The sequence below is a fragment of the Streptomyces sp. NPDC002851 genome (genome assembly GCF_053591935.1).
Genome location: NZ_JBSFUT010000017.1, coordinates 115,962 through 142,574, shown reverse-complemented (window position 1 = coordinate 142,574; position 26,613 = coordinate 115,962). Strand labels below are relative to the sequence as shown.

The window sequence follows — 26,613 nt, the reverse complement described above, 5'->3', positions numbered from 1 at the left end:
CGGCCCCGGGGCACAGGCTCCGGGGCCGCCGCTCTTGCCGTCCGCGGGGCGGCGCCCCGGTTCCGGCCTGTGCAGCCGCACGCCCCCGTGACTCTCAGTGACCGTGGGTAGTTGTTGCGGCATGCACGCTGCACCGTTCTCCTCGGGCGCCTCCCCCGGCGCCCACGACACCCCCAACGAAGGCCCCGTCGTGGCCCCGCCCCGGACCCTCTCCATGGTCCGGCTCGCGGCCGCCTCGCTCGCGGGCACCGCCATCGAGTTCTACGACTTCTTCGTCTACGGCACCGCGGCCGCCCTGGTGCTCGGGCCGCTGTTCTTCCCCACGTTCTCGCCGATGGCCGGGACGCTCGCCGCCTTCGCGACGTTCGGCGTCGGGTTCGTGGCCCGGCCGCTCGGCTCTGTGCTCTTCGGCCACCTCGGGGACCGGCGCGGGCGGCGGCCCGTACTTCTGTTGTCGCTCCTGCTGACCGGCGGTGCCACCGTCGCCGTCGGCTGCGTACCTACGTACGGCACGATCGGCCTCTACGCGCCCTTGCTGCTGCTCGTGCTGCGCTTTCTGCAGGGCATCGGGCTCGGCGGCGAGTGGGGCGGAGCCGTGCTGATCACCGCGGAGCACGCGCCCGCCGACCGGCGCGTGCTGTGGACGAGCATCCCGCAGGTCGGACCGTCGATCGGCTTTCTCCTGGCCAACGGCACCATGCTTGCCCTGTCAGCGGGGCTCACGGATGCCCAGTTCGCCTCGTGGGGCTGGCGGGTGCCGTTCTGGGCCGCGGGCGCGCTCGCCGTCGTCGGCCTGTGGCTACGGCACTCGCTCACCGAGACGCCGCACTTCCTGGAAGTACGGGAGCACGCGCGCGTGCCGCTGGTCGAGGTCGCCCGGGGGCACTGGCGCCTTGTGCTGCTCACCGCCGGTGCGATGGCCGCGGGCTACGCGATCTTCTACACGGTCTCCACCTGGTCGCTCGCGTATGCGACAGAACGGCTCGGGGTGAGCCGTACCACCATGCTGACCTGCATCATGGCGGCCGTCGCCATCAAGGGCGTGCTCATCCCGTTCGCGGCCGTGTTCGGCGACCGCTACGGCCGGAAGCCCGTATGCCTGCTCAGCGTCGGGGCCGCGGGGCTGTGGATGTTCCCGATGGTTGCGCTCCTGCACACCGCGCGGCCGCTGCTCATGTTCACCGGGATCCTCCTTGCGCTGCTCGCGTTCATCGCGTCGTTCGCCGTCGTCGCCGTGTATCTGCCCGAGCTGTACGAGCCCCGGCTGCGCTGCACGGGAGCGGCCGTCGGCTACAACCTGGGCGGGGTGCTCGGCGGCGCGCTCACCCCGATGGTGGCGACCGCCGTGGCCGGACGCGGCGACGGCCCGCCGTGGGGCGTCGCCGCCTATCTGACGGCCCTCGCCCTGCTGAGCCTGGGCTGCTTCGCGCTGCTGCCGGAAACCCGGGAGGCGAGGGCGGGGGCGGCGGAGCCGGTGGTCGCATAACGCCGAACAGCCCGCCTGCACCGGGGTGCGGGCGGGCTGTCGTACGGGACGCGTCAGTTCTCGACGTGCTCCTCGACCTGATCCTTGGAGGGCTGCTCCTTGGCAGGCTGCTCCAGGGACGGCTGCTCCTGCGCCTGCTTCTTGGAGGCGATCAGGCTCGTGATCGTCGTGACGACGAGGACCGTGCAGATCACGGCGAGCGAGAACGGGATCGAGATCTCCGGGACGTGCACGCCGCTCTCGTGCAGCGCGTGCAGGACCAGCTTGACGCCGATGAAGCCCAGGATGATCGACAGGCCGTAGCTGAGGTGGACCAGCTTCTTGAGCAGTCCGCCGATGAGGAAGTACAGCTGCCGCAGACCCATCAGGGCAAAGGCGTTGGCGGTGAAGACGATGTACGGGTCCTGCGTGAGGCCGAAGATCGCCGGGATGGAGTCGAGGGCGAAGAGGACGTCGGTGGTGCCGATCGCCAGCATGACGACCAGCATCGGCGTCATGACCTTCTTGCCGTTCTGCTGAATCCACAGCTTGGTGCCGTGGTAGCGGTCGGCGACGCCGAAGCGCTTCTCGGCCGCCTTGAGCAGCTTGTTCTCCTCGTACTCCTCGTCGTGCTCCTCGGCCCTGGCCTCCTGGATCAGCTTCCAGGCGGTCCAGATCAGGAACGCGCCGAAGAGGTAGAAGACCCACGAGAAGCTCGCGATGATCGCGGCACCGGCGGCGATGAAGATCGCGCGCAGGACGAGGGCGATCAGCACGCCGATCCGGAGCACCCGCTGCTGGTACTTCGAGGGCACCGCGAACTTGCCCATGATCAGGACGAAGACGAAGAGGTTGTCGACGCTCAGCGACTTCTCGGTGATGAAGCCCGCGAAGAACTCTCCGGCGGGCTGCCCGCCCCCGAAGAAGAAGAGTCCGAGCCCGAAGAGGGCCGCCAGGACGATCCAGACGACGGTCCAGATCCCGGCTTCCTTGATGGATACGTCATGGGGCTTGCGCCCGATGAAGAAGTCGGCGGCGATCAGGGCACACAAGCCCACGATCGTAAGGACCCACAGGGTCAGGGAAACATCCACTGCGCCTCCGGCAGTACGTAACGGCACGTTGTCCAGCGTCGTCGCTGCCGGAGGTCTCCTCCACCCAGGAGCTTGCCGCTCGCGGGCCGACGCCCCGGGATCCGGCCATGCCTGATCCGTATTGACGGGAACGCCGCAGTCAGGAGTACTCCCCTCCGCTGGATGAACAGTACCCGAAACACCAAGAGAAGGTAAAGCGTTTCGCAAAGCCAAGGCAAAGGGGAGAGCTTGCTGTGGACGAAAGGGCAGGTCAGCGGCCCCAGGAGCGGCGGGCGTCGGCGACCCGCTCCAGGACCTGGTGCAGTACGTCACTGCCGGGCGGGGTGAGCGCGGGCTCGTACGTCCAGGCATGGCCCACCCACGGGTCGGCCAGGTGGCTGTCCGGAACCGGGGTCAGCCGCAGCAGGGAGCGCCACAGTGGGTCGAGCACCGGGCCGAACTCGGCGGCGTCCTCGCGGTCCGCGACCATCATCAGGTGTACGCCGACGGAGGGGCCCTCGTCCGCGAGGTAGCGGAGCTGGGTGACCGCGCGGTCGTCGAAGCCGTGCGGGAAGTCGTTGACGATCAGGAGCTGTTCGGCGGTGTCCACGTCCGACGGCAGGGAGTCCGGCGCTCCGCCACGGACCGCCATCTGTACGAGGTCGACCCGGCGGGTGAGTTGGGCGAGCACCTCGGAGACGCCCGCGGCGCCGGCGGCGGGTTCCCCAGCGAGAACCCCGGCGTCGACGAGCGGGGCGAGCGCGGAGGCGGCCGCGCCCGCGGGGTCGATGACGTGCACCGAGAAGTCGCCGGGCGGGTGGACGGCGAGCAGGCGGGCGGCGTGGGCCACCGCGTTGTCCATGGCCAGGCGGCGCAGTTCGTCGCCGTCGGCGAGCGAGGCGGTGGCCGAGGAGGCCGTGCGACCGCTGTCGATCCACAGGCCGCGCTCCAGGGGCAGCCTGACCAGCATCGGGATCCGCAGCTCGGTGGACTCCGGCAGATGCAGATCGCCGAGGCGCAGCGCCATCGGGGTGTCCATCGGTACGCGGTACGCATGCCAGACCGGGTTGTCCCAGGCGGCGAAGGACGGCGGCAGGGCCGGTTCGACGACCTCGGCCTCCGCGGTGAGCTGGGCGAGGTCGCGGTCGAGTGCCGCCCTGGCCCGGTCGGTCAGCTCGGTGTGCTTGGCGCGGGCGGCCTCGCGGGCCGCCTCTCCGTGGCCGCCGGTGCGGGCCTCCGGGTCGGCGAGGACCTTGTCGAGCTCCTGGTCGAGGCGGGACTCGGCGAAGTCGACGGCGCTGCGGTACGCGGCGGTGCTGCGCGCCAGGTCCTCGAACATCCCCCAGACCTGGTTGTACAGCCGCTCTTCCATGGACCAGCCGGTGGCGTCTCCGGCTACCGGGGTCGGGGGTGTTGTGGGGTCGGTGGCGCCGGTGGACCCTGCCGTGTGGGCGGGCTCCGTGGTCGGGGGCTTCGGGGGCGCGGCGGGTGTGCGGGCGGGGTGGGTGTAGTTGATGGGGCCGGTGCTCGGGGCTCCCGTGCTGTCCGGGGTTCCCGTGCCCGACGTTTCCGTCCCCGAGGCGCCGTTGACCGCAGCGCCGGACCCCGACGTACCAGCGCCCGCAGGCTCCACGCCCGCCTCCGCAGCCGCACCAGCCTCCGTGCCGGAAGCGGAAGCGGAAGCGGACCCGGACTCAGAACCAGACCCGGCCCCGGCTCCGGCCCCAGAGACCGGCGCAGGCTGCCGCACCCGATCCCCCTCGGCCGTACGCGGCGCGGGCGGCGGTGGTACGGAGACGGCGCGGGCCATGCCGTCGGCGACCGCGTCGAGGATGTCCGTGGCGATCTCGCGGGCCCCGGGCAGGCCCTGGTCGCTGAGCATGTCGGCGAGGCCGCCGGCGTACCCCTGGCCGACCGCGCGGACCTTCCAGTCGCCGCGCCTGCGGTAGAGCTCGACGGCGACGACCGCGGACTCGGTGTCCAGATCGGTGATCGTGTAGCTGGCGACCTCGGTGCCGTCGAGACCGGTCACGGCGACGAACGGCGCTGCCACGGCGCCGAATTGGGCGGGTCCGCCGACGCCGACGGGCAGTGCGAGGAGCACATTGACCCGGTCCACGCTCTCGGGAAGGGCGTCCAGGTCGACGGCGAGGCGGTGGTCGGCGGCCGCCTGCCGGGAGACCTCGAGTCCGGGCAGCCGGTGCGCGCCCGGGTGGGCGACCCAATCGGTGCCGCGCACCTTGCCCTGGTCGTCGCTGAGCGTGGCGCCCGCCACCACCGGTTGTCCGGCCGATACCCGGATTTCCAGACGGGTCTGGGGCAGCAGATGGTTCTGCCCCCGGACCAGCTCGGCCTTCATCGCGCCTTGTCCCCCTGTCGCTGTGTCGCTGTGCTCTCGGTGCTGTGGCCGGTGGCCCGGGTACGGGTCCGGGGCCGTGGATCTGCGGGTGCCGTCCCCAGGTCCTGTCGTCAGGACCTACAGCTGCGGCAGGATCGACGGCATCAGGTCCTGGAAGGTACGGCCGTTGGCCGCGGTGCCCAGGGCCGTCATCGACCAGCCGGAGCCGGCGCGGTGCACCTTCGCCATGATCTGGGCGGTGTACTGACCGCCGCCGTCGAGGGTGTAGCGGGCCAGCTCCTCGCCGTTGGTCTCGTCGACGAGGCGGCAGAAGGCGTTCTGCACCTCTTCGAAGGTCTGCCCGGTGAAGGAGTTCACCGTGAAGACGATCTGGTCGATGTGGACCGGGACGCGCTGGAGGTCGACGAGGATCGCCTCGTCGTCACCGCCCTGGCCCACGCCGCCGACGAGGTTGTCGCCGGTGTGCCGCACCGAGCCGTCATCGCTGACGAGGTGCCGGAAGAACACCACGTCCACCGGCTGCTTGTCCGCGAAGAGCACGGCCGAGGCGTCGAGGTCGATCTCCTTCGTCCGTGAGCCGAACAGGCCGCGGCGCTTCGCCGCCTGCCAGCCGAGACCCATGCGCACCGCGGTCAGGGTGCCCCCGTCGTTCTTCTGCAGGCTGATGGCCTGCCCCTTGGTCATGTTGACCGACACGCGCTGTCCCCTCTCGAACCATGCTCAATCTTCCGCCCGCGGGCGGTTGTTCAGAAACCCTACGCAGTGGCGACGGCGCCGCCGCGCACCGGTCGCCATTTGTGGCGTTCTTGCAACACTGCCCGCGTGTCGGCGCTCGGTTCCGCGTATCGGCGCTCAGGCGATGCCCGCCTCCTTCATCTGCCGGAGTTCCTTCTTCATCTCCGACACCTCGTCGCGCAGCCGGGCGGCGATCTCGAACTGGAGGTCGGCGGCGGCGGCGCGCATCCGCTCGGTCATCTCCTCGATCTGCTCGGCCAGTTCGGCCGCGGGCCGGTCGGTCGGCTTCGCCGCTTCGGCCTTGGCGCCCTTACCGGCCTTGGCGGCCTTGCCGGGCTTGGCCTTCTCCGAGCCCAGTGCCGGGACCGGGGCCTTGGCGGCCTTCGGCTCCTTGGCCTGGCGGTATCCGGTGCCGAGGAGCTGTTCGGTGTCGACCTCTTCGCGCGCGATGGTGGCCACGATGTCGTTGATCTTCTTGCGGAGCGGCTGCGGGTCGATGCCGTTCTCCTTGTTGTACGCGATCTGCTTGGCCCGGCGGCGGTTGGTCTCCTCGATGGCCTTCTCCATCGCCGGGGTGATCTTGTCCGCGTACATATGGACCTGGCCGGAGACGTTGCGCGCCGCGCGGCCGATGGTCTGGATCAGGGAGGTCCCGGAGCGCAGGAAGCCCTCCTTGTCGGCGTCGAGGATCGCCACCAGGGAGACCTCGGGCAGGTCGAGGCCCTCGCGCAGCAGGTTGATGCCGACCAGGACGTCGAACTCGCCGGACCGCAGCTCGCGCAGGAGCTCGACGCGGCGCAGCGTGTCGACGTCGCTGTGCAAGTAGCGGACCTGGATGCCGAGTTCGAGGAAGTAGTCCGTGAGGTCCTCGGCCATCTTCTTGGTGAGCGTCGTGACCAGGACGCGCTCGTCCTTCTCGGTGCGGGTGCGGATCTCGTGCACCAGGTCGTCGATCTGCCCCTCGGTGGGCTTGACCACGACCTCGGGGTCGACCAGGCCGGTGGGGCGGATGATCTGCTCCACGTACCCGTCGCCGCGGGAGAGTTCGTACGGGCCCGGGGTGGCCGACAGATAGACGGTCTGGTCGGTGCGCTCCAGGAACTCCTCCCACTTCAGTGGGCGGTTGTCGAGCGCGGAGGGCAGCCGGAAGCCGTGATCGACGAGGGTGCGCTTGCGGGAGGCGTCGCCTTCGTACATGGCGCCGATCTGGGGCACCGTGACGTGCGACTCGTCGAGGACGAGCAGGAAGTCGTCCGGGAAGTAGTCGAGCAGGGTGTGCGGCGGGGTGCCGGGGCTGCGGCCGTCGAAGTGCATCGAGTAGTTCTCGACGCCGGAGCAGCTGCCGATCTGGCGGAGCATCTCGATGTCGTACGTCGTGCGCATGCGCAGGCGCTGGGCCTCGAGCATCTTGCCCTGCTTCTCCAGCTCGGCGAGGCGCTCCTCGAGCTCCTTCTCGATGCCGATGATCGCCTTCTCCATGCGCTCCGGGCCCGCGACGTAGTGCGTGGCCGGGAAGACGTACACCTGCTGGTCGTCGCTGATGACCTCGCCGGTGAGCGGGTGCAGGGTGGAGAGCGCCTCGATCTCGTCGCCGAACATCTCGATGCGGACCGCGAGTTCCTCGTAGACCGGGAAGATCTCGATGGTGTCGCCGCGGACGCGGAAGGTGCCGCGGGTGAACGCCATGTCGTTGCGTGTGTACTGGATGTCGACGAAGCGGCGCAGAAGCTGGTCGCGGTCGATCTCGTCGCCGACCTTGAGGTTGACCATCCGGTCCACGTACTCCTGCGGAGTGCCGAGGCCGTAGATGCAGGAGACGGAGGCGACCACCACGACGTCCCTGCGGGTGAGCAGGGAGTTGGTCGCGGAGTGGCGCAGCCGCTCCACCTCCTCGTTGATCGAGGAGTCCTTCTCGATGTAGGTGTCCGACTGCGGGACGTACGCCTCGGGCTGGTAGTAGTCGTAGTACGAGACGAAGTACTCGACCGCGTTGTTCGGCAGGAGCTCGCGGAATTCGTTGGCCAGCTGGGCGGCCAGGGTCTTGTTGGGCGCCATCACGAGGGTGGGGCGCTGCAGCTTCTCGATCATCCACGCGGTGGTGGCGGACTTTCCGGTTCCGGTCGCGCCGAGCAGGACGACATCCTTCTCACCTGCGCGGATGCGTCGGTCCAGGTCGGCGATGGCCGTCGGCTGGTCACCGCTTGGCTGGTAGGGGCTGACGACCTCGAAGGGCGCCACCGAGCGTTGGATCTTGGTATCGGGCCGCATGGAACCACCGTACGACTCCCCACTGACAACCGGGCCCGGATCCGTCCCGCACCACCTGCCGGCGGGCCCCGCGGCCGCCGTGGCTCAGCGCTGCGCGCGGTTTCCCGGACCGCCGCCCACGGCGACGGACCGGTCCCGTACGGGCCCCTCCGCGGGGCGCCGCCCGCCCCGGCGGGCCGCGAGCATCAGCGGGTCGAACATCACCACCACCCCGGCGAGCAGCAGGAAGGTGAGCGGACCGATCAGCATGGGCGCGAGCAGTTCGGCGGGCGACTCCCCCGGCGGCATGCTGCTCGTGTGGTGCAGCTCCACGCTGAGGGCGGCCATCCCCATGTAGTGCATGCCGCTCACGGCGAGCCCCATGACGAGGGCGGCGCCCAGGCTCCACATGATTCCCCGGACCTGGACGGCGGCCCACAGCGCGACCGTCGCGGCCGCCATCGCAATCACCACGGAGACGGACACAGTGAATGTGTCGTACTGAAGCGTCCCGTGAAGACGCATTCCGGCCATTCCCAGATAGTGCATGGAAGCGACCCCCAGACCGGTGATGGTGCCCCCGGTGAACAGGGCCATGACGGTGGCGCCGCGGTAGCCCACGATGAAGATGCCGATGCCGACCATGAGGATCGCGACGCCCAGGCTGGCGAAGGTGGTCGGGACGTCGTAGTGGACCGGGGTCTCCGCCACGGTGAAGCCCATCATGGCGATGAAGTGCATGGTCCAGATTCCGGATCCGATCGCGGCCGAGCCGAGCGCGAGCCAGGCGGGCCGCCAGGAGTCCGCCACGAGCAGGGCGCGGGCCGTGCAGCGCAGTCCGAGCGCGCCCCCCAGGCAGGCCATGAGGTACGCCACCACGGGCGTCACGAGCCCGTAGCTGAATCCGTCGACCGTGCCCTGCATGCCCGGCAGCCCTCCACCGTATCGATCAGCAAATGTTCGCGGAGCCCCCGTGCTGCGCCCGCCGCGGACGGACGCGGTTGAGCAGAGATTATGGACCCCTGAGGAACGTACGAGCGATTTTTCGGCAAAGAATCCCGGTAGTGAACGGCATGCGAAGATACCGGGTCAACTCCGTTCAGCCTGTGGCCATCCTGCGCCTGTCTCTCGTTGGCATGTGACTGTCACCCTCGATCGGGTCTGTGATCCGCCGATCCGCCGATCAGAGGAGTTCACGTGTACGCACGTCCCGCCGCAGCAACCGCCGCCGCTCTCGCGGGTGTTGGCACACTCCTTCTCTCCGCCGCCGCTCCAGCCGCCGCACAGGACACCGAGACCGACAGACCACTCGTCGTGGCGCACCGCGGTGCCTCCGCCTACGCGCCCGAGAACACCCTCGAAGCCATCGACAAGGCCCGGGACATGGGGTTCCGCTGGGTCGAGAACGACGTCCAGCGCACCAAGGACGGCGAGCTCGTCATCATGCACGACCCGACGCTGGCGCGGACCACGAACGTCGAGGAGGTCTTCCCCGACCGGGCACCCTGGAATGTGGCGGACTTCACGGCCGCCGAGATCGCGAAGCTGGACGCGGGCAGCTGGTTCGACGCCAAGTACGCGGGCGCGCGCGTGCCGACCCTGACGCAGTACATGAACCGGGTCTCGCACAACCACCAGAAGCTCGTCCTGGAGATCAAGAAGCCGGAGCTCTACCCGGGCATCGAGAAGGACACCCTCCGGGTGCTCAACCACACCGGCTGGCTCGACCAGCACCACGTCCGCAGCAAGCTGGTCATCCAGAGCTTCAGCGCGGACAGCGTGAAGTCCGTGCACGCGCGGCGCCCGGACATCAAGACCGGCTTCCTCGGCACCCCGGCCGCCGCCGAGCTGCCCGAGTTCGCGAAGTTCGCCGATCAGATCAACTCGCGGCACACCACGATCTCCGAGGACTACGTCGACGCGATCCACGCGGAGACCGGCCCGCACGGCAAGCCCCTTGAGATCTTCACCTGGACCATCGACACCGCCCATTCCGCCCGCCGCGCCGCCGACTTCGGCGTCGACGGCATCATCACCAACCGGCCCGACGTCGTCCGCAGCGCGCTGCGCAACTGAGCCGCAGACCGTACGGAATCCGCGGCCGGGCGCTGTTGTCAGTGCCCGGCCGTACCGTGGTCGGCGTGAACACCAACCGTGATCCGCAACACTCCGGCCCGGCTGTCGAGTGGACCGTCGTCGGCAGCGACATCGGCCCGCTGCTGCTCGCCGCCACCCCGAGCGGCCTGGTGAAGGTCGCGTTCCACGCCGACGCCGCCGTGCGGGACAAGGTCGTCGACCACCTCGCGTCCCGGTTCGGCGGCGAGGTGTCCGAGGCGCCCGCGTCGCCCCGGCTCGCCGAGCCGATACGCCTGCTCGCCGCCTACTTCGCGGGCGAGCTGCGGGACTTCACGCTGGACCTCGACTGGACCCTGGTCACCGGGTTCCACCGCGAGGTGCTGCGGGCCCTGTACGCCGATGTGCCCTACGGCACGGTCGTCGGGTACGGCGACCTCGCGCGGCGGGTCGGCCAGCCGGACGCGGCGCAGGCGGTGGGCCTGGCGATGGGGGCGAACCCGCTGCCGATCGTGGTGCCGTGCCACCGCGTGGTCGAGAGCGACGGCGGCATCGGCGGGTTCGGCGGCGGCCTGGAGACCAAGCGGAAGCTGCTCGCGCTCGAGGGGGTGCTGCCGGAGCCGTTGTTCTGACCGCGCCGCCCCGTCACGTACGCGCCCCGATATCCCATGTTCAAGTACGGCGCGCGGCTGGCACACTGCGCCGGTGACCGCCACCGACCGCTCCCGCATATCCACCGGCTCCGCCGACGCCGCCGGGCTGCCCGACCCCGGGCAACTGCCCGCGCTGCGCCGCCGTATCTCCGCCGTACTGATCGCGAGCCAGATACTCGGCGGCCTCGGCGTCGCGACCGGCATCGCGCTCGCCGCCGTGCTCGGCAAGCAGGTCAGCGGTACCGAGGCGCTCTCCGGGCTCGCGCCCACCGCGACCGTGACCGGTACCGCGCTCCTGTCGATGCCGCTGGCCGCCCTGATGACCCGGCGCGGCCGCAGGGCCGGGCTGGTCCTCGCCTATCTCATCGGCGCGGCCGGAGCGGGCGTCGCCGTGCTCGCCGCCGCCGTCGGGAACTTCCCGCTGCTGCTCGTCGGCATGGCCGGGTTCGGTGCCGCCTCGTCCGCGAATCTGCAGGCCCGGTTCGCGGCCGCGGACCTCGCCGAGCCGCAGCGGCGCGCCCGGGCCATCTCCAACGTGGTCTGGGCCACCACCATCGGCGCGGTCCTCGGACCCAATATCGCGGCGCCCGCGGGACGCAGCGTCACCGGGCTCGGGCTGCCCGAGGCCTCGGGGCCGTTCCTGTGGGCGGCCGGGGTGTTCCTGGTCTCGGCGGTCCTCGTCGCCGTACTCCTGCGGCCCGATCCGCTGCTGACCGCCCGGGCACTGCGGGCCGACGAGGACGAGTCGCCCCAGGGTCGGTCGCTGCGCGCCGGGGCCGCGGCCGTCGCCGCCTCGCCGCGGGCCCGGCTGGCCCTCGCCACGGTGGCCGTGTCGCACACCGTCATGGTCTCGATCATGGCGATGACGCCCGTGGACCTCGGCCACCACGGCGCGAGCATCGATCTGATCGGCCTGGTCATCAGCGGCCATATCGCGGGCATGTACGCGTTCTCGCCGGTGATGGGCTGGCTCTCCGACCGGTTCGGGCGGTACGCCGTCATCGGCCTGTCCGTCGGACTGTTGGGCTGCGCGGCGCTGCTCGCGGGCACCGCGGGCCCGCACCACGCCCGGACCGCCGCCGGTCTCTTCCTGCTCGGCCTCGGCTGGTCGGCAGGGCTCGTCGCCGGGTCCGCGCTGCTCACCGACTCGGTGCCGGAGCCCGCGCGCGCCGCCGCGCAGGGCCTCTCCGACCTGACCATGAACGCCGCGGCGGGCATCGGTGGCGTCGTCGCCGGGATCGTGGTGGCACGGGCGAGTTACGGGTGGCTGAACCTGGCGGCGGCGCTGTTGCTGCTTCCGCTGGCGGGGGTCGCGCTGCTTTCGGCGGTGCGGAATCGGGCCGGTGCGCCGTCAGCCTCCGGACGGAGCTGACGCCTCGGCGTCGTACGTACGGGCCTCGATGATGTTGCCGTCCGGGTCCCGGAAGTAGAAGCCGCGCACCGCGGGGCCGCGGGCCCCGAAGAGGCCCTCGCTGAGGTCGGAGCGCGGAACGCCGCGGTCGCCGAGGCGGCTGTGCAGGGCCGTGAACTCCGCGGCGTCCAGGGCGATGCAGATGTGGTTGACCGGGTGGCCCGCGCTCGCCTCGGCGCCCGGGAGCATCTGCATGCGCGCCGCCATCTCCGGCGGCGCCAGATCGAAGATCGTCTCGTCGTTGAGCCGTACTGAAGGAAAGGCCACCTTGCCGTCCGCGTACTCGCGCACCCGGAGCGGGGTCAGGCCGACCGCCTTCTCGTAGAACTCCGCGGCGGCGACCGGGTCGCTCACCCACAGGACGATGTGGTCGAAACGCGTGCCGTGTGTGCCGTGTGTGCTGTCCGTGTCCGTCATGGGCCTCAGGCTGCTGCCCGGCCGCCCGGTACGCAACAGGGGTTTGCCCAGGGGCCACGCCCGCCAGGGATGTAGGCAGGTGCGCGCGGACCGCGGCGACAGGAGGCTTCACATGCTGGTGGCATCCGAAGAGGTACGGGAGGCGATCGCGGCGGGGCGGCCCGTCGTGGCGCTCGAATCGACGATCATCGCGCACGGCCTGCCGCGCCCGCGCAACCTCCAAGTGGCCCTGGAACTCGAGTCGCTCGTACGCCAGGAAGGCGCCGTTCCGGCGACCGTCGCCGTACTCGACGGCCGCGCCAGGGTCGGGCTCGACAAGGAGCAGCTGGAACGGGTCGCGCACGAGGACGCCATCCGGAAGCTGGGCCACCGCGATCTGGCGCTCGCGCTCGCGACCGGCGCGAGCGGGGCGACGACGGTGTCGGCCACGGCGTTCCTGGCGGCACGCGCCGGGATCCGGGTCTTCGCGACCGGGGGTCTGGGCGGGGTCCACCGGGAATGGACCACCACCCAGGACGAGTCCGCGGACCTGGGCCTGCTCGCCCGGACCCGGATCGCCGTGGTGTGCGCGGGCGTCAAGTCGATCCTGGACGTACCGGCGACGCTCCAGCGCCTGGAGACGCTCGGCGTGGCCGTCGCGGGCTACCGGACCGACCGCTTCCCGGGCTTCTATCTCGCCGACTCCGGCCATCGCGTGGACTGGACCCTCGACACCCCGGAACAGGTCGCCGCGGTACTCGGCGCCCAGGACACGCTCGGTGGCCCCGAGTCGGCGCTCGTCGTCGCCAACCCCGTACCCGAGTCCGAGCAGCTCGATCCCCAGCTGCACGCGCGCGTGCTCGACGAGGCGCTGCGCGCGTGCGCGGCGGCCGGGGTCACGGGCCAGGCCGTCACACCGTTCCTGCTCGACCATCTCGTACGGCACACGGACGGCGCCTCGCTGCGCGCCAATCTGGCGGCGGTACGCGGCAACGTACGCCTCGCCGCACGCATCGCGTCGGCCCGGTCGGCGGCGTGACGACAGCGGCAGGGGGGCGCGGGCTGCTCGTCGTCGGGGACGTCGTCACGGACGTCGTGGCACGGCACGCCAAGCCGCTCACCACGGGCACCGACACGGCCGCGGAGATCCGGCTGCTCCCCGGCGGCGCGGGCGCCAACGCGGCCTGCTGGGCGGCGCATTGGGGCAGTACGGACGTACGTCTCCTGGGGCGGGTCGGCGCCGAGTCGGCGGCCTGGCACGAGCGGGCGCTGCGCGACGCGGGCGTGGCGCCCCGCCTCGTCGTCGACCGGGAGGCGCCGACCGGCACCGTGGTCTGCCTGGTGGACGCCGGGGCCGGGGCCGAGCGGACCTTTCTGACCGACAGCGGCGCGGTGCTCCGCCTCGCGCCCGGCGACTGGTCGGACGGGCTGCTCGACGGCGTCGGATGGCTGCACCTGTCCGGCTATCTGTTCTTCGCGGAGCCGAGCCGGGCGCTTGCCGCGGTGGCGATGGCGGCGGCACGCGCGCGGGGAGTGCCGGTCAGCGTGGACCCGGCGTCGGCGGGGTTCCTGGCGGAGCTCGGGGTGGAGCGGTTCCTGGACGCCGTGGCGGGGGCCGAGGTGCTGCTGCCGAGCCGGGACGAGGCCACCCTGCTCACCGGCCTCGCGGACCCCGGGGACGCCGGGGACGCTGCGCACGCCGGGGACGCTGCGCACGCCGCGGCTGCCGGGGACGCTGCGGACGCCGGGGCGCGCCTGGCCCACCGCTTCCCCCTCGTCGTGGTCAAGCAGGGGGCGGCGGGCGCACTTGTGTGCCGCCGGGGCGAACCGCCCGTGCCGGTACCCGCGGTGCCCATGACGGCACGCGACACGACAGGCGCGGGCGACGCGTTCACCGGCGCCTTCCTCGCCGCCACGCTCGCCGGGTCCGGGGCGGCGGAGGCGGCCACCGAGGGGTGCCGCGCCGGGGCCCGGGCGGTGGGGCAGCCCGGCGGGCGGCCACCGGACCGGTGATCCGGGGCAGGGAGATTCGGCGTCGGGCGCCGCGATGCGCCGTATCAAATCGGGATGAAATGGAATGATCTCGGCATGACGCGAATCGACGGCTATCTCCTCGGTCCCCGCCGAACGGACCAGTCCGGCCACACCTACACGACGGGCCAGGGCGGGTCCGGCCGGCGCTTCGACCCGCTCGCCGCCCTCTTCGACCCGACCACCTTCCGCCACCTCGAACGGCTCGGGGTCGTCCCCGGCTGGCGCTGCTGGGAAGTGGGCGCGGGCGGCACCTCCGTTCTCGACTGGCTGGCCAAGCGGGTCGGCGCCACCGGGCAGGTGCTCCGCACCGACCTCGACACCACGCGGGCGAGCGCCGCGGCCCGGCACCCGGTCACGGTCGTACGGCATGACATCGCGACCGACGAACCGCCCGGCGAGGGCTTCGACCTGGTGTACGCCCGGCTCGTCCTTGCCCATGTCACCGACCAGGAACGGGCGTTGCGGTCGATGATCCGGGCGCTCCGCCCCGGCGGACGGCTGCTCGTCGAGGACACCGACACCGCGCTCCAGCCGCTGGCCTGCCCCGATGAGCACGGCCCCGACGAGCGGTTGGCCAACCGGCTGCGGAACGGCCTGCGCGCGCTGCGCGCGGAGCGGGGCACCGACCTGGCGTACGGGCGCAAGCTGCCGCGCCTCGTGCGCGCGGCGGGGCTCAAACAGGTGGCGGCCGATGTGCACTTCCCGCTGGGCACGGCGGCGTGTGCGGATCTTGAGGCCGAGACGGTCGGCAAGGCGCGGGACCGGCTCGTGGCCGAGGGGTTCGCCTCGGCAGCCGATATCGACCGGCATCTCGCGCGGGTGGCCGCGGGCGGGCTCGATCTCGCCGTGGCGCCGATGGTGTCGGTGTGGGGCCGCAAGGGCTGAAGGGCTGGGCGTACGAGGCCGAACGGGTTACGGGGCGGGGCCGGAGGGAGCTTTCGCTTCCCCGGTCCCGCCCCTCGGACCGGATGCGTCCGATCGGACCGGACAGGCCGCAGGCAGACCCAGACAGGCCCAGATAGACCCATAGGCCCAGACAGGCCTGAGAGCCTTCAACAGGCCCTCAGCTGGTGGCGTAGACGCGCTCCGCCCAGTCCGCGATCTGGTCATGCGTCAGGTGGCTGGCCAGGTCGGCCTCGCTGATCATGCCGACCAGCTTCTTGTTCTCGATCACGGGGAGCCGGCGGATCTGGTGGCTCTTCATCTCCTCCAGGACCTCACCCACATCGGCGTTGGATTCGATCCAGCGCGGGGTGCCGTGGGCCAATTCGCCCGCGGTGGTCTGCGAACAGTCGCGGCCCATGGCCACGCATTCGACGACGATGTCACGGTCGGTGAGGATGCCGCAGAGGCGCTCGTTCTCGTCGCTGATCGGCAACGCGCCTACTTTGAGGTCGCGCATCATCTGCGCCGCGCGCTCCACGGTTTCGTGTGCGGGGATCCACTGGGCCCCGCGGTGCATGATTTCTCCGGCGGTGGTCATGACGTACCTCCCAAAGAGCCGGACGAGGGGTGCGGCACGGTGGCGCCGCGGGTACCGGCGGCTCCCATTTTCGTCTCGTGTCGGACACCCCGCACCCGCGCGCGTCCGCGGCTACCCTCCGTGAGGACCGGGCGGCCGGAAGCCGCTCCAGGCCGGGCGGCGCGGGTCGTCGGCGCGGACCACCACATCGGCCACCTCGGCCGGTCCCACCTCGCGCTCGTAGCGTGCGAACGCGGGCAGGGTCCACTGCTCGTCGGCCGCGGTACATCAAGAGGGGTGGCGCGGAGCGCCTCGGTTGAGGGTGGTGGTGGGAGACGGGCGGGCGGCGCAGGGCGCCCTCGGAGAGTCGTACGTGCACGGTGAGGTCGAACGGGAACCAGCGGCCCAGAAGCAGCGGCCCGTGCAGCAACAGGACGCCACCGGGCGGGAGTTCGGCGTACGGGGAACGGGTGGCGCGGTCGGCGAGCGGGTCCCACAGGTCGGGCAGGACCCGGCCGGTGCCGCCGGGGTCGAGGGGCCCGAAGACCTCCCGCCACAGGGCGCCCGTGTCGAACCAGCCGTCGTAGTACGTATCGGGGTCCCGGTGCCCGTACTCGTACCGCAGCGAGGTCGGCCGCAGAAAGCCCTCCGTGCCGACCACCAGGCCGGACCGGCCGCGCGGCCGCAGCGCGTCGGCCAGACGCCGGGCGAGCTCGCCGGTAGCGGCGGCCGGGGCCCCGTCCACGGCGACCCGCGGCCACGGACTCCCGTCGTCCGGTTTCAGCTCGAGCAGCCGGTCGGCGAGTGCCTCGGTGAGCCGCTCCCAGGTGATCGGTTCGAGTCGCACGGGGCCATGATGCCGGGGCGCGCACGGGGCCGTTGTGGCGGGGCGGCGGGCGCAATTCGGTTGTGGGGGCACGCGGCGCGGGGCAGGATCGGGGGCACTTGGGGGATACGGGGATGTGGGGTACGCGGGATGATCGACGGACCGTACTTCGTGCTCGTGCTGCTCACCGCGCTCGGCTGCGGCCTGGTCGCGGGGGTGTTCTTCGCCTTCTCGACGTCCGTGATGCGGACCTTCGCGGCGCTGCCGCCCGCCCAGGGCATCGCGGCGATGCAGAAGTTGAACGTGCTGATCATCAACCCGCTGTTCCTCGCGGCCTTCGTCGGTACGGCGGGGCTGTGCGTGGTGGTCGCTGTGGTGACCCTCGTCCTGTGGCCGGACAGGGGGACGGTGGAGCTGCTGCTCGGCTGCGGGCTGTATCTGTGCGGCTCGTTCGGGGTGACCGTGGCCGCGAACATTCCGCGTAACGAGGCGCTGGCGAAGCTGGATCCGGAGGCGGACGCGAGCGCCGAGCCCTGGGCGGAGTTCATACGGGGGTGGACGGCCTGGAACCACGTGCGCGCGGGGGCGTCGTTGGCAGCGTGCGCGGCACTGGTGCTTGCGCTGGCGGCGTGAGCGCCACCCACGCCACCCACCCCATCAATCAGGCATCCGCGCCATCAACCCGGCGTCCGTGCCGGAATCAGCCCAGCGTCCGCACCGGAGTACCGGCCAAATACGCCTGGATGTCCTCCACCGCCCCCTGGAAGTAGCCCTCGTAGTTCCGGCGCGTGACATAGCCGAGGTGGGGCAGGCCGAGGAAGTTCGGGGCGGTGCGGAGCGGGTGGGCGGCGGGCAGGGGTTCGGTGTCGAAGACGTCGGCGCCCGCGCCCGCGATCCAGCCCTCGCGCAGCGCCCGTAGCAGCGCGTCCTGATCGACGATCGCGGACCGCGAGGTGTTCACGAGATACGCCGTGGTCCGCATCCGGCGCAGCTGTTCGGCGCCGAGCAGCCCGCGGGTGCGGTCGCTCAACTGGACGTGGACGGAGACGAAATCGCTGGTTTCCAGGAGCTCGTCGAGGCTCGCGGCGAGCCGGACGTCGGCCGCGGCGGCCCGCTCGGCGGTCAAGTTCTGACTCCAGGCGGTCACTTCCATGCCGAAGGCCTGACCGACCCGGGCGACCTTGGTGCCGATCTTGCCGAGCCCGATCAGGCCGAGGGTGCGGCCGTGCAGGTCGGCGCCGAGGGTGCTCTGCCAGGGGCCACCGCTGCGCAGGGCGCCGCCCTCCTGAAGCACATGGCGGGCGAGGCCGAGGATCAGCGCCCAGGTCAGCTCGGCGGGCGGCTCGGAGTTGCTGGCCGTGCCGCAGACGGTGACGCCGTGACGCGCGGCGGCGTCCAGGTCGATGGCGGCGTTGCGCATGCCGGAGGTGATGAGCAGCCGAAGGCGCGGCAGCCGGTCGAACAGGGAGGCCGGGAAGGGGGTGCGCTCGCGCATGATGACGACGATCTCGCAGTCGGCGATCCGTGCGGCCACCGTCGCCTCGTCGGCCAGGTACTCGCGTACCACCCGTACGTCGACGGTGTCCGCGAGCGGGGACCAGTCGGCGACGGAGAGAGCGACGCCCTGGTAGTCGTCGAGCACCGTGCACCGGAGCCGCCCGGCGGCCACGGGACGCGTCGTGGTGGCTCCGTCACCGCTCCCGGTGCCGTTGTCCGTGGTCATCGTCGTGTGTCCGTGGTCATCGTCGTGCGCCCTCCCCTGCGACGTGATCGTTCCGTCGGCGGTCAGGGTATCCGTGCCAGGGCCCGCGAAGACCGGGGAGATGGGAGACGGGGGGGGGACGGGGGGACGGGGGGACGAGCCCTGGTGCCGCTCGCCGCGGGCCGGGAGCGGACGTATCGTGACGAGGAGGCGGGCCGGGGCGGGCAGGAGGCAGGGCACGAGCACCGCCGCAAGGAGTCGGCCATGGGTGATCCCAAGGGCTTCCTCACCACCTCACGCGAGGAATGGCCGCGCCGCCCGGTCGCGGAACGCGTCCAGGACTGGCAGGAGGTGTACGTCCCCGGTGCGCTCCTGCCGATCATCACCGAGCAGGCCGACCGGTGCATGGACTGCGGGATTCCGTTCTGTCACGAGGCGTGTCCGCTGGGCAATCTGATTCCGGAGTGGAACGACCTGGTCGCCCGGGACGACTGGCACGCGGCCAGCGACCGGCTGCACTCGACCAACAACTTCCCCGAGTTCACCGGCCGGTTGTGCCCCGCGCCGTGCGAGACGGGCTGTGTCCTTGCCATCAACCAGCCCGCCGTGACCATCAAGAACGTCGAGGCCGCCATCGCCGACGAGGCCTGGGAGCGGGGCTACGCACCGCCGCAGCCGCCGCACCGCCTCTCCGGACGCACGGTCGCGGTGGTCGGCTCGGGGCCCGCCGGGCTCGCCGCCGCGCAGCAGCTGACCCGGGCCGGGCACACGGTCGTGGTGTACGAGCGGGACGACCGGCCGGGCGGGCTGCTGCGGTACGGCATCCCCGAGTTCAAGATGGAGAAGCACCATCTCGACCGGCGGCTCGACCAGATGCGGGCCGAGGGCACCAAGTTCCGCACCTCGGTGACCGTGGGCCGGGACATGACGGGGCCCGAGCTGCGGGCGCGGCACGACGCCGTGATACTCGCGGTCGGGGCCACCGCATGGCGGGAACTGCCGGTTCCGGGGCGGGAGTTGGCGGGGGTGCACCAGGCCATGGAGTATCTGCCGCTCGCCAACCGGGTCTGCCAGGGTGACCTGCCCACGTCCCCGCTGTCCGCGGCGGGGCGGCGCGTCGTCATCGTCGGCGGCGGCGACACCGGGGCGGACTGCGTGGGCACGGCGGTGCGCGAGGGCGCGGCCTCGGTGACACAGCTGGACATCTACCCGCAGGCGGCCACGGAGCGCGACGAAGTGGCCGAGCCCTGGCCGACGTACCCCCGGGTGCACCGCCTGTCCGCCGCCCACGAGGAGGTCCGCGACCTGGGCCGGTCCCCGCTCGCGGACGCGGACGCACGGGTCTTCGCCGCCTCTACGCTGCGGTTCACGGGCGATCCGGAGGGCCGGGTCACCGAGCTCCACCTGGTCGAGGTCGAGCCCGAGGGGCGCCGCCACAGACCCGGCACGGAACGAGTCCTTCCGGCCGACCTGGTGCTGCTCGCCCTCGGCTTCTCGGGCCCGTCCCGTGAGGACGGACTCCTGGACCAGCTGGGCCTCGCCGTGGACGACCGCGGCTCGGTGGCCCGCGACGCCGAGTTCGCGACGGACGCGCCCGGGGTGTTCGCGGCGGGCGACGCGGGCCGCGGGCAGTCACTGGTCGTCTGGGCCATCGCGGAGGGCCGGGCGGCCGCCGCGGCCGTCGACCGGTACCTCACCGGGGGCACCCGGCTTCCGGCGCCGATACGGGCGGACGACCGGCCGATGACGGTGTAACGACTCGGCCGACCCGACCCGGCCCGTCCGGCGCACTGCCGTATCCCCCTCCGGACAATCCCCTCTCAAGACAGCCGTTTCCCCCTCAGGACAGCCGCATCCCCCGTCAGGACGGCGGTTGCCCCCTCAGGACAGCCGTTCAGGACAGAAGGAAGTCCGCCTGCCCGGACTTGGCGCCCTGGATGAAGGCATGGATCTCGCCGAGGCTGTAGATCAGCGCGGGACCGTCCGGATCGGCGGACTGGCGCACCGCGACCCGGCCGTCGGCCAGCTTCATGGCCTCGAAGCAGTTGCCGCCGTTGCCTCCGCTCCACGGCTTGTGCCAGCCCTCCGAGCCGAGCTCGCGGGCGGGCATGCCGTTGTAGATCCGGCCGTGCTCCCGGTCGACGGATATGTGGTCCATTCACAGCTCCTCGCGGAGACTCCGGAGAATCTCCTTCGTGCGTTGTGCCGTCGCGGCCTGCGCCGCCATCCGGTCCATGACCTCGAGATACGTCACGACCTCGGCGCGGCGGTCCAGATAGACCGCACCGGTCAGATACTCGGTGTAGACCATGTCCGGCAGTTCGGGGACAGCGAAGCGGAACAGGGTGAACGGCCCGTAGGTGCCCGGGTGGTGCCCCTTGGCGAACTCCGCGATCTGCAGCGTCACTTGGGGCGACTCGGTGGCTTCGAGCAGCCGGTCGACCTGGGCCCGGAGGACGCCCGGGCCGCCGACCGGGCGGCGCAGGACGGTCTCGTCCAGAACGGCCCACAGGCGCGGGGCCTCGTCCCCGGTGAGCAGGTCCTGCCGCTGCATCCGCAGGGCCACGTGCCGCTCTATGTCCTCGGGCCTGGTCTGGCCGACGGCGCCGGAGCGCATCACGGCCCGCGCGTACTCCTCGGTCTGCAGCAGACCGGGCACGAAGTGCGGTTCGTACGACCTGATCAGGCTCGCGGCGCCCTCCAGGCTGACGTACATGCTGAACCAGCCGGGCAGGATGTCGTGATAGCGCTGCCACCAGCCGGGCCGGTTGGCCTCTTCGGCGAGGTCGACGAAGGCCTCGGCCTCCTCGTCCTCGACGCCGTAGGCCTTCAGCAGCAGCTGGAGGTACGGGATCTTGAGGGTGACCTCGGCCGTCTCCATGCGGCGGACCGTGGCCGGGGCGACGCGCAGGACCTTGGCGGCCTCCTCACGCTTGAGCCCCGCGTGCTGACGCAGTTCCTGCAAGCGCTTTCCGAGGACCACCTGGCCCACGGTGGGAGCGGACCGCGGTTCGCTCACTGCTTCTCCCTTGCCTGCCTCAGTCGCTGTCGCGAGCAGTCTGCCATGGGAGTAGGCTTTCGAACACTGCACTCTGAACTTTTCAGAGTGACGCTTGCCAAGTGTTCGCGGCGGGGAGATAGTGGCAGGCGTGAACTCGTCCGACCCGTTAGGAAGCGGCCGTGGCACTGGGTAATGCTTTGTCCCCGCACCATCCCATAGGTGCCACTTCTAGCGACCGCCGCGGTCATAGCGACCGCCGCTGTCATTTCGAACTGGCCGCGCGACCCGAGGCGGTGGGGCACGCGAGACGGCTCACCCGGGACCAGCTGGCCGCCTGGACACTCGACGAGGAGATCCTCGACTCGGCGTCCCTGGTCGTCTCCGAGCTGGTCACCAATGCCGTGGTGCACACCGTGAGCGACTGGATCATGTGCGAGCTGCACGACGCTCCGGCCAAGGACCAGCTGCGCATAGTGGTGCGCGACGAGGGCTGCGGCCAGGCGGGCCCGGCCCCGCACCCGGCGCGGGACGCCGATGAGGACCACGGGCGCGGGCTGCTGCTCGTGTCCGCGATGAGCAGGGCCTGGGGCGCGAAGGAAGTGGGTCTCGGGCTGCTCGTCTGGGCCGAGCTTCCGCGGGAGGCCGGGGCAGCATGCGCGTGATGTCCCTGACGACGCTGGCTTCGCTCACTCGCGGCGATGGCTCTGACAGCTCCGGTTACGGCTTCACCTCTGCTCACTCCGCTCACGCATCCGGACACGGCTCCGCCACTGGCCATGCCTCCGGTGACGGTCGTGGACCCGGATACGGCCCACTCGGCGGGGTCACGCTTGAACTGCCCGAGGGGATGACGACGCCACTCGGCTGTGACGCCGTGGGCATGCCCGTCGCGTACGGCAGGGCCGCCGAGGAGCGGCTGCCGCGGCTCGGGTGTGTGTACGACGACGGGGCGCGGTGGTGGTGGCTCGTACCGGCCGGCTCCTCGGTCTCGCTCGACTGGCCCGCCCCCGTGCGGTACGTCGTCGGGCGCCGGGTCCCCGCCGGGAACCGCCCGCCGCGGCTGGCCCACAGGCCCGACGGCACGGACTCGGCGCCGTACACCCCGCCGATCCCGCTCTATCTGACGGTGTGCCGTATCACCGGGGCGGTGCCGACGTGGATGCGCGAGGGGTCCGGGGTCTGATCCGGCCGGTAGGGGTCTGAACTGATCCGGTCCGTACGGGTCCGAGCGGACTGCCACACCCGCCGTACCGCCGTCAGAACACGATCGGCAGCCTCTCCAGGCCGCGGGCCCGCATCGACGGGCGCCAGGTCAGCTCGGAGCGGGGGCAGTCGAGGGCGAGGCCGGGGAACCGTTCCAGGAGCGCCGCGAGCGCGATCTCGACCTCCAGTCGGGCCAGGGGCGCGCCGAGGCAGTAGTGGATGCCGTGGCCGAGGGCGAGATGGCCGCTCGCGTCCCGGGTGAGGTCGAGGCGGTCGGGGTCGGGGAAGCGGTGCGGGTCGCGGTTGGCACCGGCGAGCGAGACCAGGACGGTCTCACCGGCGGGCACGAGGACGCCCCCAATGCGTACGTCACGGACCGGGAAGCGGCGGATGGCGAGCAGCGCTGGCCCGTCGTAGCGGGCGAACTCCTCGACGGCCGGGCCGATCCGGGCCGGGTCGGCGCGCAGGGCGGCCAGTTGGTCGGGGTGGTCGAGCAGCGCGAGCACGGCGTTGCCGATGAGCTGCACGGCGTTCTCGTACCCGGCGAAGAGGATCAGGAAGGCGAGCGACATCAGCTCGTCCTCGCTCAGGCGTGAGCCGTCGTCGTCGGCGTTGGTGTCGGCGTGGGCGTGGGCGCCTTCGTTCTTGTTCTCGCTCTCGTCCTTGTTCTCGTCCTTGTTCTCGTCCTTGTTCTCGTTCTCGTCCCGTACCGCGATCAGGTCGGAGAGCAGGTCATCCGCGGGCTCGGCGCGCTTGTCGGCGATGAGCTGCCGGAAGAAGCCGAGCATCGCCGCGACGGCCTCCTTGGCGGCGGCGGGCCGGGACGGGTCGGGCGCGATGAGGGTGTCCGTCCAGGTACGGAAATCGCGCCGGTGGTGGTCCGGGACGCCGAGCAGGTCGCAGATGACGGCGATGGGCAGCGGCGCCGCGTACCGGGCCACCAGGTCGGCACGGCCCAACGGGGCGATGGTGTCGAGGAGTTGCTCGGCCGTACGCCGGATCGGCGCCCGCAGCCGCTCGACCCGGCGGGCCGTGAAGGCCCGGGTGACCAGGCGCCGGATCCGGGTGTGGTCCGGCGGGTCCATGTTGAGCAGGTTGGCGTCGAGGGCGGGCGGCAGTTGCAGTCCGCGGTAACTCCCGGGCAACGCATGGGCCTTGTCGAGCGAGAGCGCCGGGTCCGCGAGCGCGGCGCGGGCGTCCTCGTAGCGCGTGACGAGCCAGGACGGGGTGCCGTCGGGTCCGGTGATCCGGCGTACGGGTGCTTCCTCGCGCAGTCGCGCGTACACCCCGTACGGGTCCGTGACCAGGCCCTCTTCGAGCTCGGCGGCGCGGCCGTCGGGGGTGTTCCGGTCGGACGGTACGGCGTGACCTGCGGGGGTGGTCGGCATGTCACCAGCGTAGATCGTGTTGTCCCGATCTCGGCTTTTCCCGATCTTGGCGGGAACCGGGATCGGGATCTAGCGGGCGGACGGCCCGCGGCACCCCAAAGACGCCTCGATCCGTCCGGCCACCGCGTCGTGTCCGGGGGCGGCGGCCCGGGCGTGGGCCGCGAGCCAGGGGCGGCACTTGCTGGCGAGGAGCAGGCCGAAGCTCTCCGCGTCGTTCTCGTCGGTTTCCTCGAAGCGGGTGCGGGCGGCCACCCGTACGACGGCGTCCCGCAGGTCGGCGGTGTTGTCGAGGAGCCGGGCGGCGACCTCTGCGCCGTCGACGGGGTGGCCGCGGTGTCCGGCCTCCATGTGCCACAACTCGTGGCCGAGGATGACGAGTTGGTGGTCGGGGGCGGTGCGCTCCTCGATCACGACGAGGTCCTGGTCGGCCATGTCGAGCCAGAGGCCGCTGGCCGTATGGGGCGGAAAGGTGGCCATGCGGTACCGGACCGGGCGCCCGCGACGGCTGCTCATGCCCGCGCACAGGGCGGTGTGCAGGTCCTGGGGCCGGGCCGGTGCGGGCAGTTCGATACCGGCGACGAGCTCGGCGCAGAGTCGGCGCATCCGCTTGCCTATGGCCACCGTTCTCCCCGTGCCTGTGCCTGTGCCTGTCGCTGTGCCTGAACCTGTGTCGCGTACATCTCGGCCGTGGGTGTGCTCATGACTCCGCCCCCTCGACCGGGCCGACCGGGCCGACCGGGTCCGAACCCTTGCCGGGCTCCGATCCCTTGACGTTCTCCAGGAGCATGTCGAGCCACTCCGTGACCCGGTCCCGGTGCTTGTCCGTGGGGAGTTGGGCGGCCCGCCAGGCGATGCCTCGTACGCCGTGGTCCTGGAGGAGGCGTTGCAGCGGGTCCTCTACGTCTTGGGCGCCGCCGGGAGTCGCGGGCCGGGACGACGCCGTGGCGGAGGCGGTGTGTGCCGCGAGCGGGTCGTGGCCCGCGACCGGGTCGTGGCCGTTCGGGAGCGCGCACTTGAGCTGAAGCTCCCGCTCGACGCGCTGGAGCGCACCGGCGAGCGCGTCGGTGTCCTCGGCGGTGAGAAAGCCCGCGTGCACCTTGAAGAAGCGCTGAATGGCGGCGCAATGCTCCATCGTGGGCCGTCGGTCGCCGTTGATGAGCGCCCCGGCCTGCTGCCGGGACATTCCGGCGCCGTGGGCTATCTCCTGCTGTGTAAAGCGGCGCCCGTCGGCTTTGAGCCGAGTTTTTCTGAGCAACGCGAACCGCTGCAGGAAACGGGCCTGCAAATCGGGTTCTCCGGCCGGACGGCCTTCGAGCAGTTCCCTGACGACACCGGCGGGCACGCCCGACTCGGCGGAGAGGCGCTGCAGGTCGAAGACCTCTTCGCGGGGAACTCCGGCGCGTTCGGCGAGTTCGGCGACACGAGCGACGACAGCGGCCAACGGCCCGGCGGTCGCCAGGCCCGCAACCGGGAAGTCCTCTGCCACCGGCGTCTCTCCTACGTCTAAATCGGACATCAAACGGATAACTGAGGGCCTTGCACAACTCCTTGCGGCTGCCCGGAGGTTAGCTCGTCCGACGAATTGCGGCCAGAGCATGCCACAGCTGTGGCGCAAAGCAATCGCCCGGGGGCAGAAAATGCCACGATCATTGACACGCCCTCGAGCGGGCCAGGAGTATCGCCTTCAACAAAGCACGGAACAGAGTGCACAGAACAAAGTGCGGAGCTCAGTACGGGCTTATTCCACGGGAGGGACGACGTCTCGATGACGCATGATCTCGATGACGCATGACCCGGCGCGAGGGCCGGACGGCACCCCCGTCGCTCCAACCACGACGACCAGGCGCTCCGGAGCCGCACTCCAGGCGGCCGCCCAAGCGGCTCCCAAGAACGGCGGGTTCGAGGAGCGCGCCTATCTGAGGGACTACGTCGCGATGCTGGAGGCCACGCCCTTCCCGTCCCTCGTGTTCGACCACCGCTGGAACGTTGTCGCGGCCAACTCCGCGTACGACACCATCTTCCGGCACGCCGCGCCGCACCCCACGGCGATGCCGCGCCACAACTTCCTGCGCTTCGTGCTCTTCCACCCGGACGCCGCCACGGTGCTCGGCGAGCACGAGACCAGCTGGTGTCTACCGCTGCTCGCCCAGTTCTCCGCCGCCCTGGAGAAGCACGGCGACGACCCGACGCTGCGGGAGATCCGCCGGGGCATCGCCCGCGACCCGCTGATGGACGCCGCGTACCGCCAGGGCCTGCCGCAGTGGATGCGGCTCGCGGGCCCGGGCGCCCTGGACCACGACGGCTCGGTGCGCCGGGTGAACCATCCGGACGCACCCTGGGGCCGCACCACCTGCCGGATCATCAACGAAACCCCGGCCACGCTGCGCAAGCTGAACCTGACCCGCCTGACCCTCGTCCTGCACCAGGGCCAGGCGACGACCCCCAGGGCCCGCGCCACCCGCTCCACGCGCGTGGAAAGCGGAGGCGGCGGCAGCAGCAACGGCAACGGCAACGCGAGCGGTCATCTCCGGGTCGTACCCACCGCCCCGGAGGCAAGGTAAGGGCCCAGCCCGCCTGTTCACGGG

At 71.5% G+C, this 26,613-nt stretch carries 25 protein-coding genes and 1 pseudogene; 12 read left to right on the top strand and 14 right to left on the bottom strand.

Annotation, left to right across the window (positions count from 1 at the left end):
• The first annotated feature begins 214 nt into the window (after window positions 1-214).
• Window positions 215-1,486, top strand: coding sequence for an MFS transporter (locus ACWD10_RS19790; protein ID WP_451092706.1), 1,272 nt, complete (start codon window positions 215-217; stop codon window positions 1,484-1,486).
• Window positions 1,487-1,539: 53 nt separating this feature from the next.
• On the opposite strand, the gene ACWD10_RS19785 is transcribed toward ACWD10_RS19790, so the two are convergent.
• The 5 genes from ACWD10_RS19785 to ACWD10_RS19765 all read right to left on the bottom strand — a co-directional run bounded on the left by ACWD10_RS19785 (window position 1,540) and on the right by ACWD10_RS19765 (window position 8,803).
• Complete coding sequence (locus ACWD10_RS19785) at window positions 1,540-2,559, bottom strand: TerC/Alx family metal homeostasis membrane protein (protein WP_451092605.1); 1,020 nt, start codon at window positions 2,557-2,559, stop codon at window positions 1,540-1,542.
• A gap of 250 nt (window positions 2,560-2,809) precedes the next feature.
• Entirely contained in the window at window positions 2,810-4,897 is a 2,088-nt protein-coding gene (locus ACWD10_RS19780) for a TerD family protein (protein WP_451092604.1), read from the bottom strand.
• Window positions 4,898-5,014: 117 nt separating this feature from the next.
• Window positions 5,015-5,593 (bottom strand): TerD family protein, encoded by a 579-nt coding sequence (locus ACWD10_RS19775; protein WP_451092603.1) that lies wholly within the window; start codon window positions 5,591-5,593, stop codon window positions 5,015-5,017.
• A 156-nt stretch (window positions 5,594-5,749) separates the two neighbouring features.
• Window positions 5,750-7,900, bottom strand: a complete 2,151-nt coding sequence (gene uvrB / locus ACWD10_RS19770) for an excinuclease ABC subunit UvrB (protein WP_451092602.1) — start codon at window positions 7,898-7,900, stop codon at window positions 5,750-5,752.
• Window positions 7,901-7,984: 84 nt separating this feature from the next.
• Window positions 7,985-8,803 carry an MHYT domain-containing protein gene (locus ACWD10_RS19765; protein WP_451092601.1) on the bottom strand — a complete coding sequence of 273 codons (819 nt, stop codon included), beginning with the start codon at window positions 8,801-8,803 and terminating at the stop codon, window positions 7,985-7,987.
• 273 nt (window positions 8,804-9,076) lie between these two features.
• Between ACWD10_RS19765 and ACWD10_RS19760 the strand changes: the two genes are divergently transcribed.
• From ACWD10_RS19760 to ACWD10_RS19750, 3 genes are all read left to right on the top strand, one after another.
• Complete coding sequence (locus tag ACWD10_RS19760) at window positions 9,077-9,955, top strand: glycerophosphodiester phosphodiesterase (RefSeq protein WP_451092600.1); 879 nt, start codon at window positions 9,077-9,079, stop codon at window positions 9,953-9,955.
• Window positions 9,956-10,020: 65 nt separating this feature from the next.
• Entirely contained in the window at window positions 10,021-10,584 is a 564-nt protein-coding gene (locus ACWD10_RS19755) for a methylated-DNA--[protein]-cysteine S-methyltransferase (protein WP_451092599.1), read from the top strand.
• 127 nt (window positions 10,585-10,711) lie between these two features.
• Window positions 10,712-11,977, top strand: a complete 1,266-nt coding sequence (locus tag ACWD10_RS19750; protein ID WP_451092704.1) for an MFS transporter — start codon at window positions 10,712-10,714, stop codon at window positions 11,975-11,977.
• On the opposite strand, the gene ACWD10_RS19745 is transcribed toward ACWD10_RS19750, so the two are convergent.
• Window positions 11,957-12,433 carry a VOC family protein gene (locus tag ACWD10_RS19745; RefSeq protein ID WP_451092598.1) on the bottom strand — a complete coding sequence of 159 codons (477 nt, stop codon included), beginning with the start codon at window positions 12,431-12,433 and terminating at the stop codon, window positions 11,957-11,959. The two genes, ACWD10_RS19750 and ACWD10_RS19745, sit on opposite strands and share 21 nt — an antisense overlap.
• A gap of 112 nt (window positions 12,434-12,545) precedes the next feature.
• On the opposite strand from ACWD10_RS19745, the gene ACWD10_RS19740 reads away from it, so the two are divergent.
• The 3 genes from ACWD10_RS19740 to ACWD10_RS19730 all read left to right on the top strand — a co-directional run bounded on the left by ACWD10_RS19740 (window position 12,546) and on the right by ACWD10_RS19730 (window position 15,331).
• Window positions 12,546-13,451, top strand: coding sequence for a pseudouridine-5'-phosphate glycosidase (locus ACWD10_RS19740; protein ID WP_451092596.1), 906 nt, complete (start codon window positions 12,546-12,548; stop codon window positions 13,449-13,451).
• Window positions 13,448-14,425 carry a carbohydrate kinase family protein gene (locus tag ACWD10_RS19735; RefSeq protein WP_451092594.1) on the top strand — a complete coding sequence of 326 codons (978 nt, stop codon included), beginning with the start codon at window positions 13,448-13,450 and terminating at the stop codon, window positions 14,423-14,425. Before ACWD10_RS19740 ends, ACWD10_RS19735 begins: the two co-directional genes overlap by 4 nt.
• A 75-nt stretch (window positions 14,426-14,500) precedes the next feature.
• Window positions 14,501-15,331, top strand: a complete 831-nt coding sequence (locus ACWD10_RS19730) for a methyltransferase domain-containing protein (RefSeq protein ID WP_451092592.1) — start codon at window positions 14,501-14,503, stop codon at window positions 15,329-15,331.
• Window positions 15,332-15,509: 178 nt separating this feature from the next.
• On the opposite strand, the gene ACWD10_RS19725 is transcribed toward ACWD10_RS19730, so the two are convergent.
• Both ACWD10_RS19725 and ACWD10_RS19720 read right to left on the bottom strand, forming a co-directional pair.
• Window positions 15,510-15,929 carry a CBS domain-containing protein gene (locus tag ACWD10_RS19725; protein WP_451092590.1) on the bottom strand — a complete coding sequence of 140 codons (420 nt, stop codon included), beginning with the start codon at window positions 15,927-15,929 and terminating at the stop codon, window positions 15,510-15,512.
• Window positions 15,930-16,040: 111 nt separating this feature from the next.
• A pseudogene (locus ACWD10_RS19720) lies at window positions 16,041-16,755 on the bottom strand (uridine kinase).
• 6 nt (window positions 16,756-16,761) lie between these two features.
• Here ACWD10_RS19720 and ACWD10_RS19715 point away from each other — a divergent pair.
• Window positions 16,762-17,367: an anthrone oxygenase family protein gene (locus tag ACWD10_RS19715; RefSeq protein WP_451092588.1), complete on the top strand. Its 606-nt coding sequence runs from the start codon at window positions 16,762-16,764 to the stop codon at window positions 17,365-17,367.
• A gap of 67 nt (window positions 17,368-17,434) precedes the next feature.
• On the opposite strand, the gene ACWD10_RS19710 is transcribed toward ACWD10_RS19715, so the two are convergent.
• Window positions 17,435-18,457, bottom strand: a complete 1,023-nt coding sequence (locus tag ACWD10_RS19710) for a D-2-hydroxyacid dehydrogenase family protein (protein WP_451092586.1) — start codon at window positions 18,455-18,457, stop codon at window positions 17,435-17,437.
• Between the two features lie 243 nt (window positions 18,458-18,700).
• Here ACWD10_RS19710 and ACWD10_RS19705 point away from each other — a divergent pair, with 243 nt between their 5' ends.
• A complete protein-coding gene (locus tag ACWD10_RS19705; RefSeq protein ID WP_451092584.1) occupies window positions 18,701-20,191 on the top strand; it encodes a glutamate synthase subunit beta in 1,491 nt (496 codons plus the stop codon).
• Between the two features lie 139 nt (window positions 20,192-20,330).
• On the opposite strand, the gene ACWD10_RS19700 is transcribed toward ACWD10_RS19705, so the two are convergent.
• Both ACWD10_RS19700 and ACWD10_RS19695 read right to left on the bottom strand, forming a co-directional pair.
• The gene (locus tag ACWD10_RS19700; protein ID WP_451092582.1) at window positions 20,331-20,594 is read right to left on the bottom strand and encodes a DUF397 domain-containing protein; all 264 of its coding nucleotides are present in this window, start codon (window positions 20,592-20,594) and stop codon (window positions 20,331-20,333) included.
• The gene (locus ACWD10_RS19695; protein ID WP_451092580.1) at window positions 20,595-21,455 is read right to left on the bottom strand and encodes a helix-turn-helix domain-containing protein; all 861 of its coding nucleotides are present in this window, start codon (window positions 21,453-21,455) and stop codon (window positions 20,595-20,597) included. It abuts the gene before it with no gap.
• 161 nt (window positions 21,456-21,616) lie between these two features.
• Here ACWD10_RS19695 and ACWD10_RS19690 point away from each other — a divergent pair, with 161 nt between their 5' ends.
• Together ACWD10_RS19690 and ACWD10_RS19685 are read left to right on the top strand one after the other, a co-directional pair.
• Window positions 21,617-22,099, top strand: a complete 483-nt coding sequence (locus ACWD10_RS19690) for an ATP-binding protein (protein WP_451092578.1) — start codon at window positions 21,617-21,619, stop codon at window positions 22,097-22,099.
• 185 nt (window positions 22,100-22,284) lie between these two features.
• A complete protein-coding gene (locus ACWD10_RS19685) occupies window positions 22,285-22,620 on the top strand; it encodes a hypothetical protein (protein WP_451092576.1) in 336 nt (111 codons plus the stop codon).
• A gap of 73 nt (window positions 22,621-22,693) precedes the next feature.
• Here ACWD10_RS19685 and ACWD10_RS19680 read toward each other — a convergent pair whose 3' ends face one another.
• From ACWD10_RS19680 to ACWD10_RS19670, 3 genes are all read right to left on the bottom strand, one after another.
• Window positions 22,694-24,028 carry a cytochrome P450 family protein gene (locus tag ACWD10_RS19680; protein ID WP_451092574.1) on the bottom strand — a complete coding sequence of 445 codons (1,335 nt, stop codon included), beginning with the start codon at window positions 24,026-24,028 and terminating at the stop codon, window positions 22,694-22,696.
• A 69-nt stretch (window positions 24,029-24,097) separates the two neighbouring features.
• Window positions 24,098-24,631 carry a toxin-antitoxin system, toxin component gene (locus ACWD10_RS19675; protein ID WP_451092702.1) on the bottom strand — a complete coding sequence of 178 codons (534 nt, stop codon included), beginning with the start codon at window positions 24,629-24,631 and terminating at the stop codon, window positions 24,098-24,100.
• Window positions 24,632-24,725: 94 nt separating this feature from the next.
• A complete protein-coding gene (locus tag ACWD10_RS19670) occupies window positions 24,726-25,514 on the bottom strand; it encodes a helix-turn-helix domain-containing protein (protein WP_451092572.1) in 789 nt (262 codons plus the stop codon).
• Window positions 25,515-25,800: 286 nt separating this feature from the next.
• Here ACWD10_RS19670 and ACWD10_RS19665 point away from each other — a divergent pair, with 286 nt between their 5' ends.
• Window positions 25,801-26,589 carry an MmyB family transcriptional regulator gene (locus ACWD10_RS19665; RefSeq protein WP_451092570.1) on the top strand — a complete coding sequence of 263 codons (789 nt, stop codon included), beginning with the start codon at window positions 25,801-25,803 and terminating at the stop codon, window positions 26,587-26,589.
• Window positions 26,590-26,613: the final 24 nt, after the last annotated feature.

Excerpts from the sequence above, each read along its gene's own strand:
- ACWD10_RS19790 (WP_451092706.1), top strand. The coding sequence starts at position 215 with ATGGTCCGGCTCGCGGCCGCCTCGCTCGCGGGCACCGCCATCGAGTTC.
- ACWD10_RS19780 (WP_451092604.1), bottom strand. The coding sequence starts at position 4,897 with ATGAAGGCCGAGCTGGTCCGGGGGCAGAACCATCTGCTGCCCCAGACC.
- uvrB (WP_451092602.1), bottom strand. The coding sequence starts at position 7,900 with ATGCGGCCCGATACCAAGATCCAACGCTCGGTGGCGCCCTTCGAGGTC.
- ACWD10_RS19765 (WP_451092601.1), bottom strand. The coding sequence starts at position 8,803 with ATGCAGGGCACGGTCGACGGATTCAGCTACGGGCTCGTGACGCCCGTG.
- ACWD10_RS19745 (WP_451092598.1), bottom strand. The coding sequence starts at position 12,433 with ATGACGGACACGGACAGCACACACGGCACACACGGCACGCGTTTCGAC.
- ACWD10_RS19740 (WP_451092596.1), top strand. The coding sequence starts at position 12,546 with ATGCTGGTGGCATCCGAAGAGGTACGGGAGGCGATCGCGGCGGGGCGG.
- ACWD10_RS19730 (WP_451092592.1), top strand. The coding sequence starts at position 14,501 with ATGACGCGAATCGACGGCTATCTCCTCGGTCCCCGCCGAACGGACCAG.
- ACWD10_RS19725 (WP_451092590.1), bottom strand. The coding sequence starts at position 15,929 with ATGACCACCGCCGGAGAAATCATGCACCGCGGGGCCCAGTGGATCCCC.
- ACWD10_RS19715 (WP_451092588.1), top strand. The coding sequence starts at position 16,762 with ATGATGCCGGGGCGCGCACGGGGCCGTTGTGGCGGGGCGGCGGGCGCA.
- ACWD10_RS19710 (WP_451092586.1), bottom strand. The coding sequence starts at position 18,457 with ATGACCACGGACAACGGCACCGGGAGCGGTGACGGAGCCACCACGACG.
- ACWD10_RS19705 (WP_451092584.1), top strand. The coding sequence starts at position 18,701 with ATGGGTGATCCCAAGGGCTTCCTCACCACCTCACGCGAGGAATGGCCG.
- ACWD10_RS19700 (WP_451092582.1), bottom strand. The coding sequence starts at position 20,594 with ATGGACCACATATCCGTCGACCGGGAGCACGGCCGGATCTACAACGGC.
- ACWD10_RS19685 (WP_451092576.1), top strand. The coding sequence starts at position 22,285 with ATGACGACGCCACTCGGCTGTGACGCCGTGGGCATGCCCGTCGCGTAC.
- ACWD10_RS19680 (WP_451092574.1), bottom strand. The coding sequence starts at position 24,028 with ATGCCGACCACCCCCGCAGGTCACGCCGTACCGTCCGACCGGAACACC.
- ACWD10_RS19675 (WP_451092702.1), bottom strand. The coding sequence starts at position 24,631 with ATGCGCCGACTCTGCGCCGAGCTCGTCGCCGGTATCGAACTGCCCGCA.
- ACWD10_RS19665 (WP_451092570.1), top strand. The coding sequence starts at position 25,801 with ATGATCTCGATGACGCATGACCCGGCGCGAGGGCCGGACGGCACCCCC.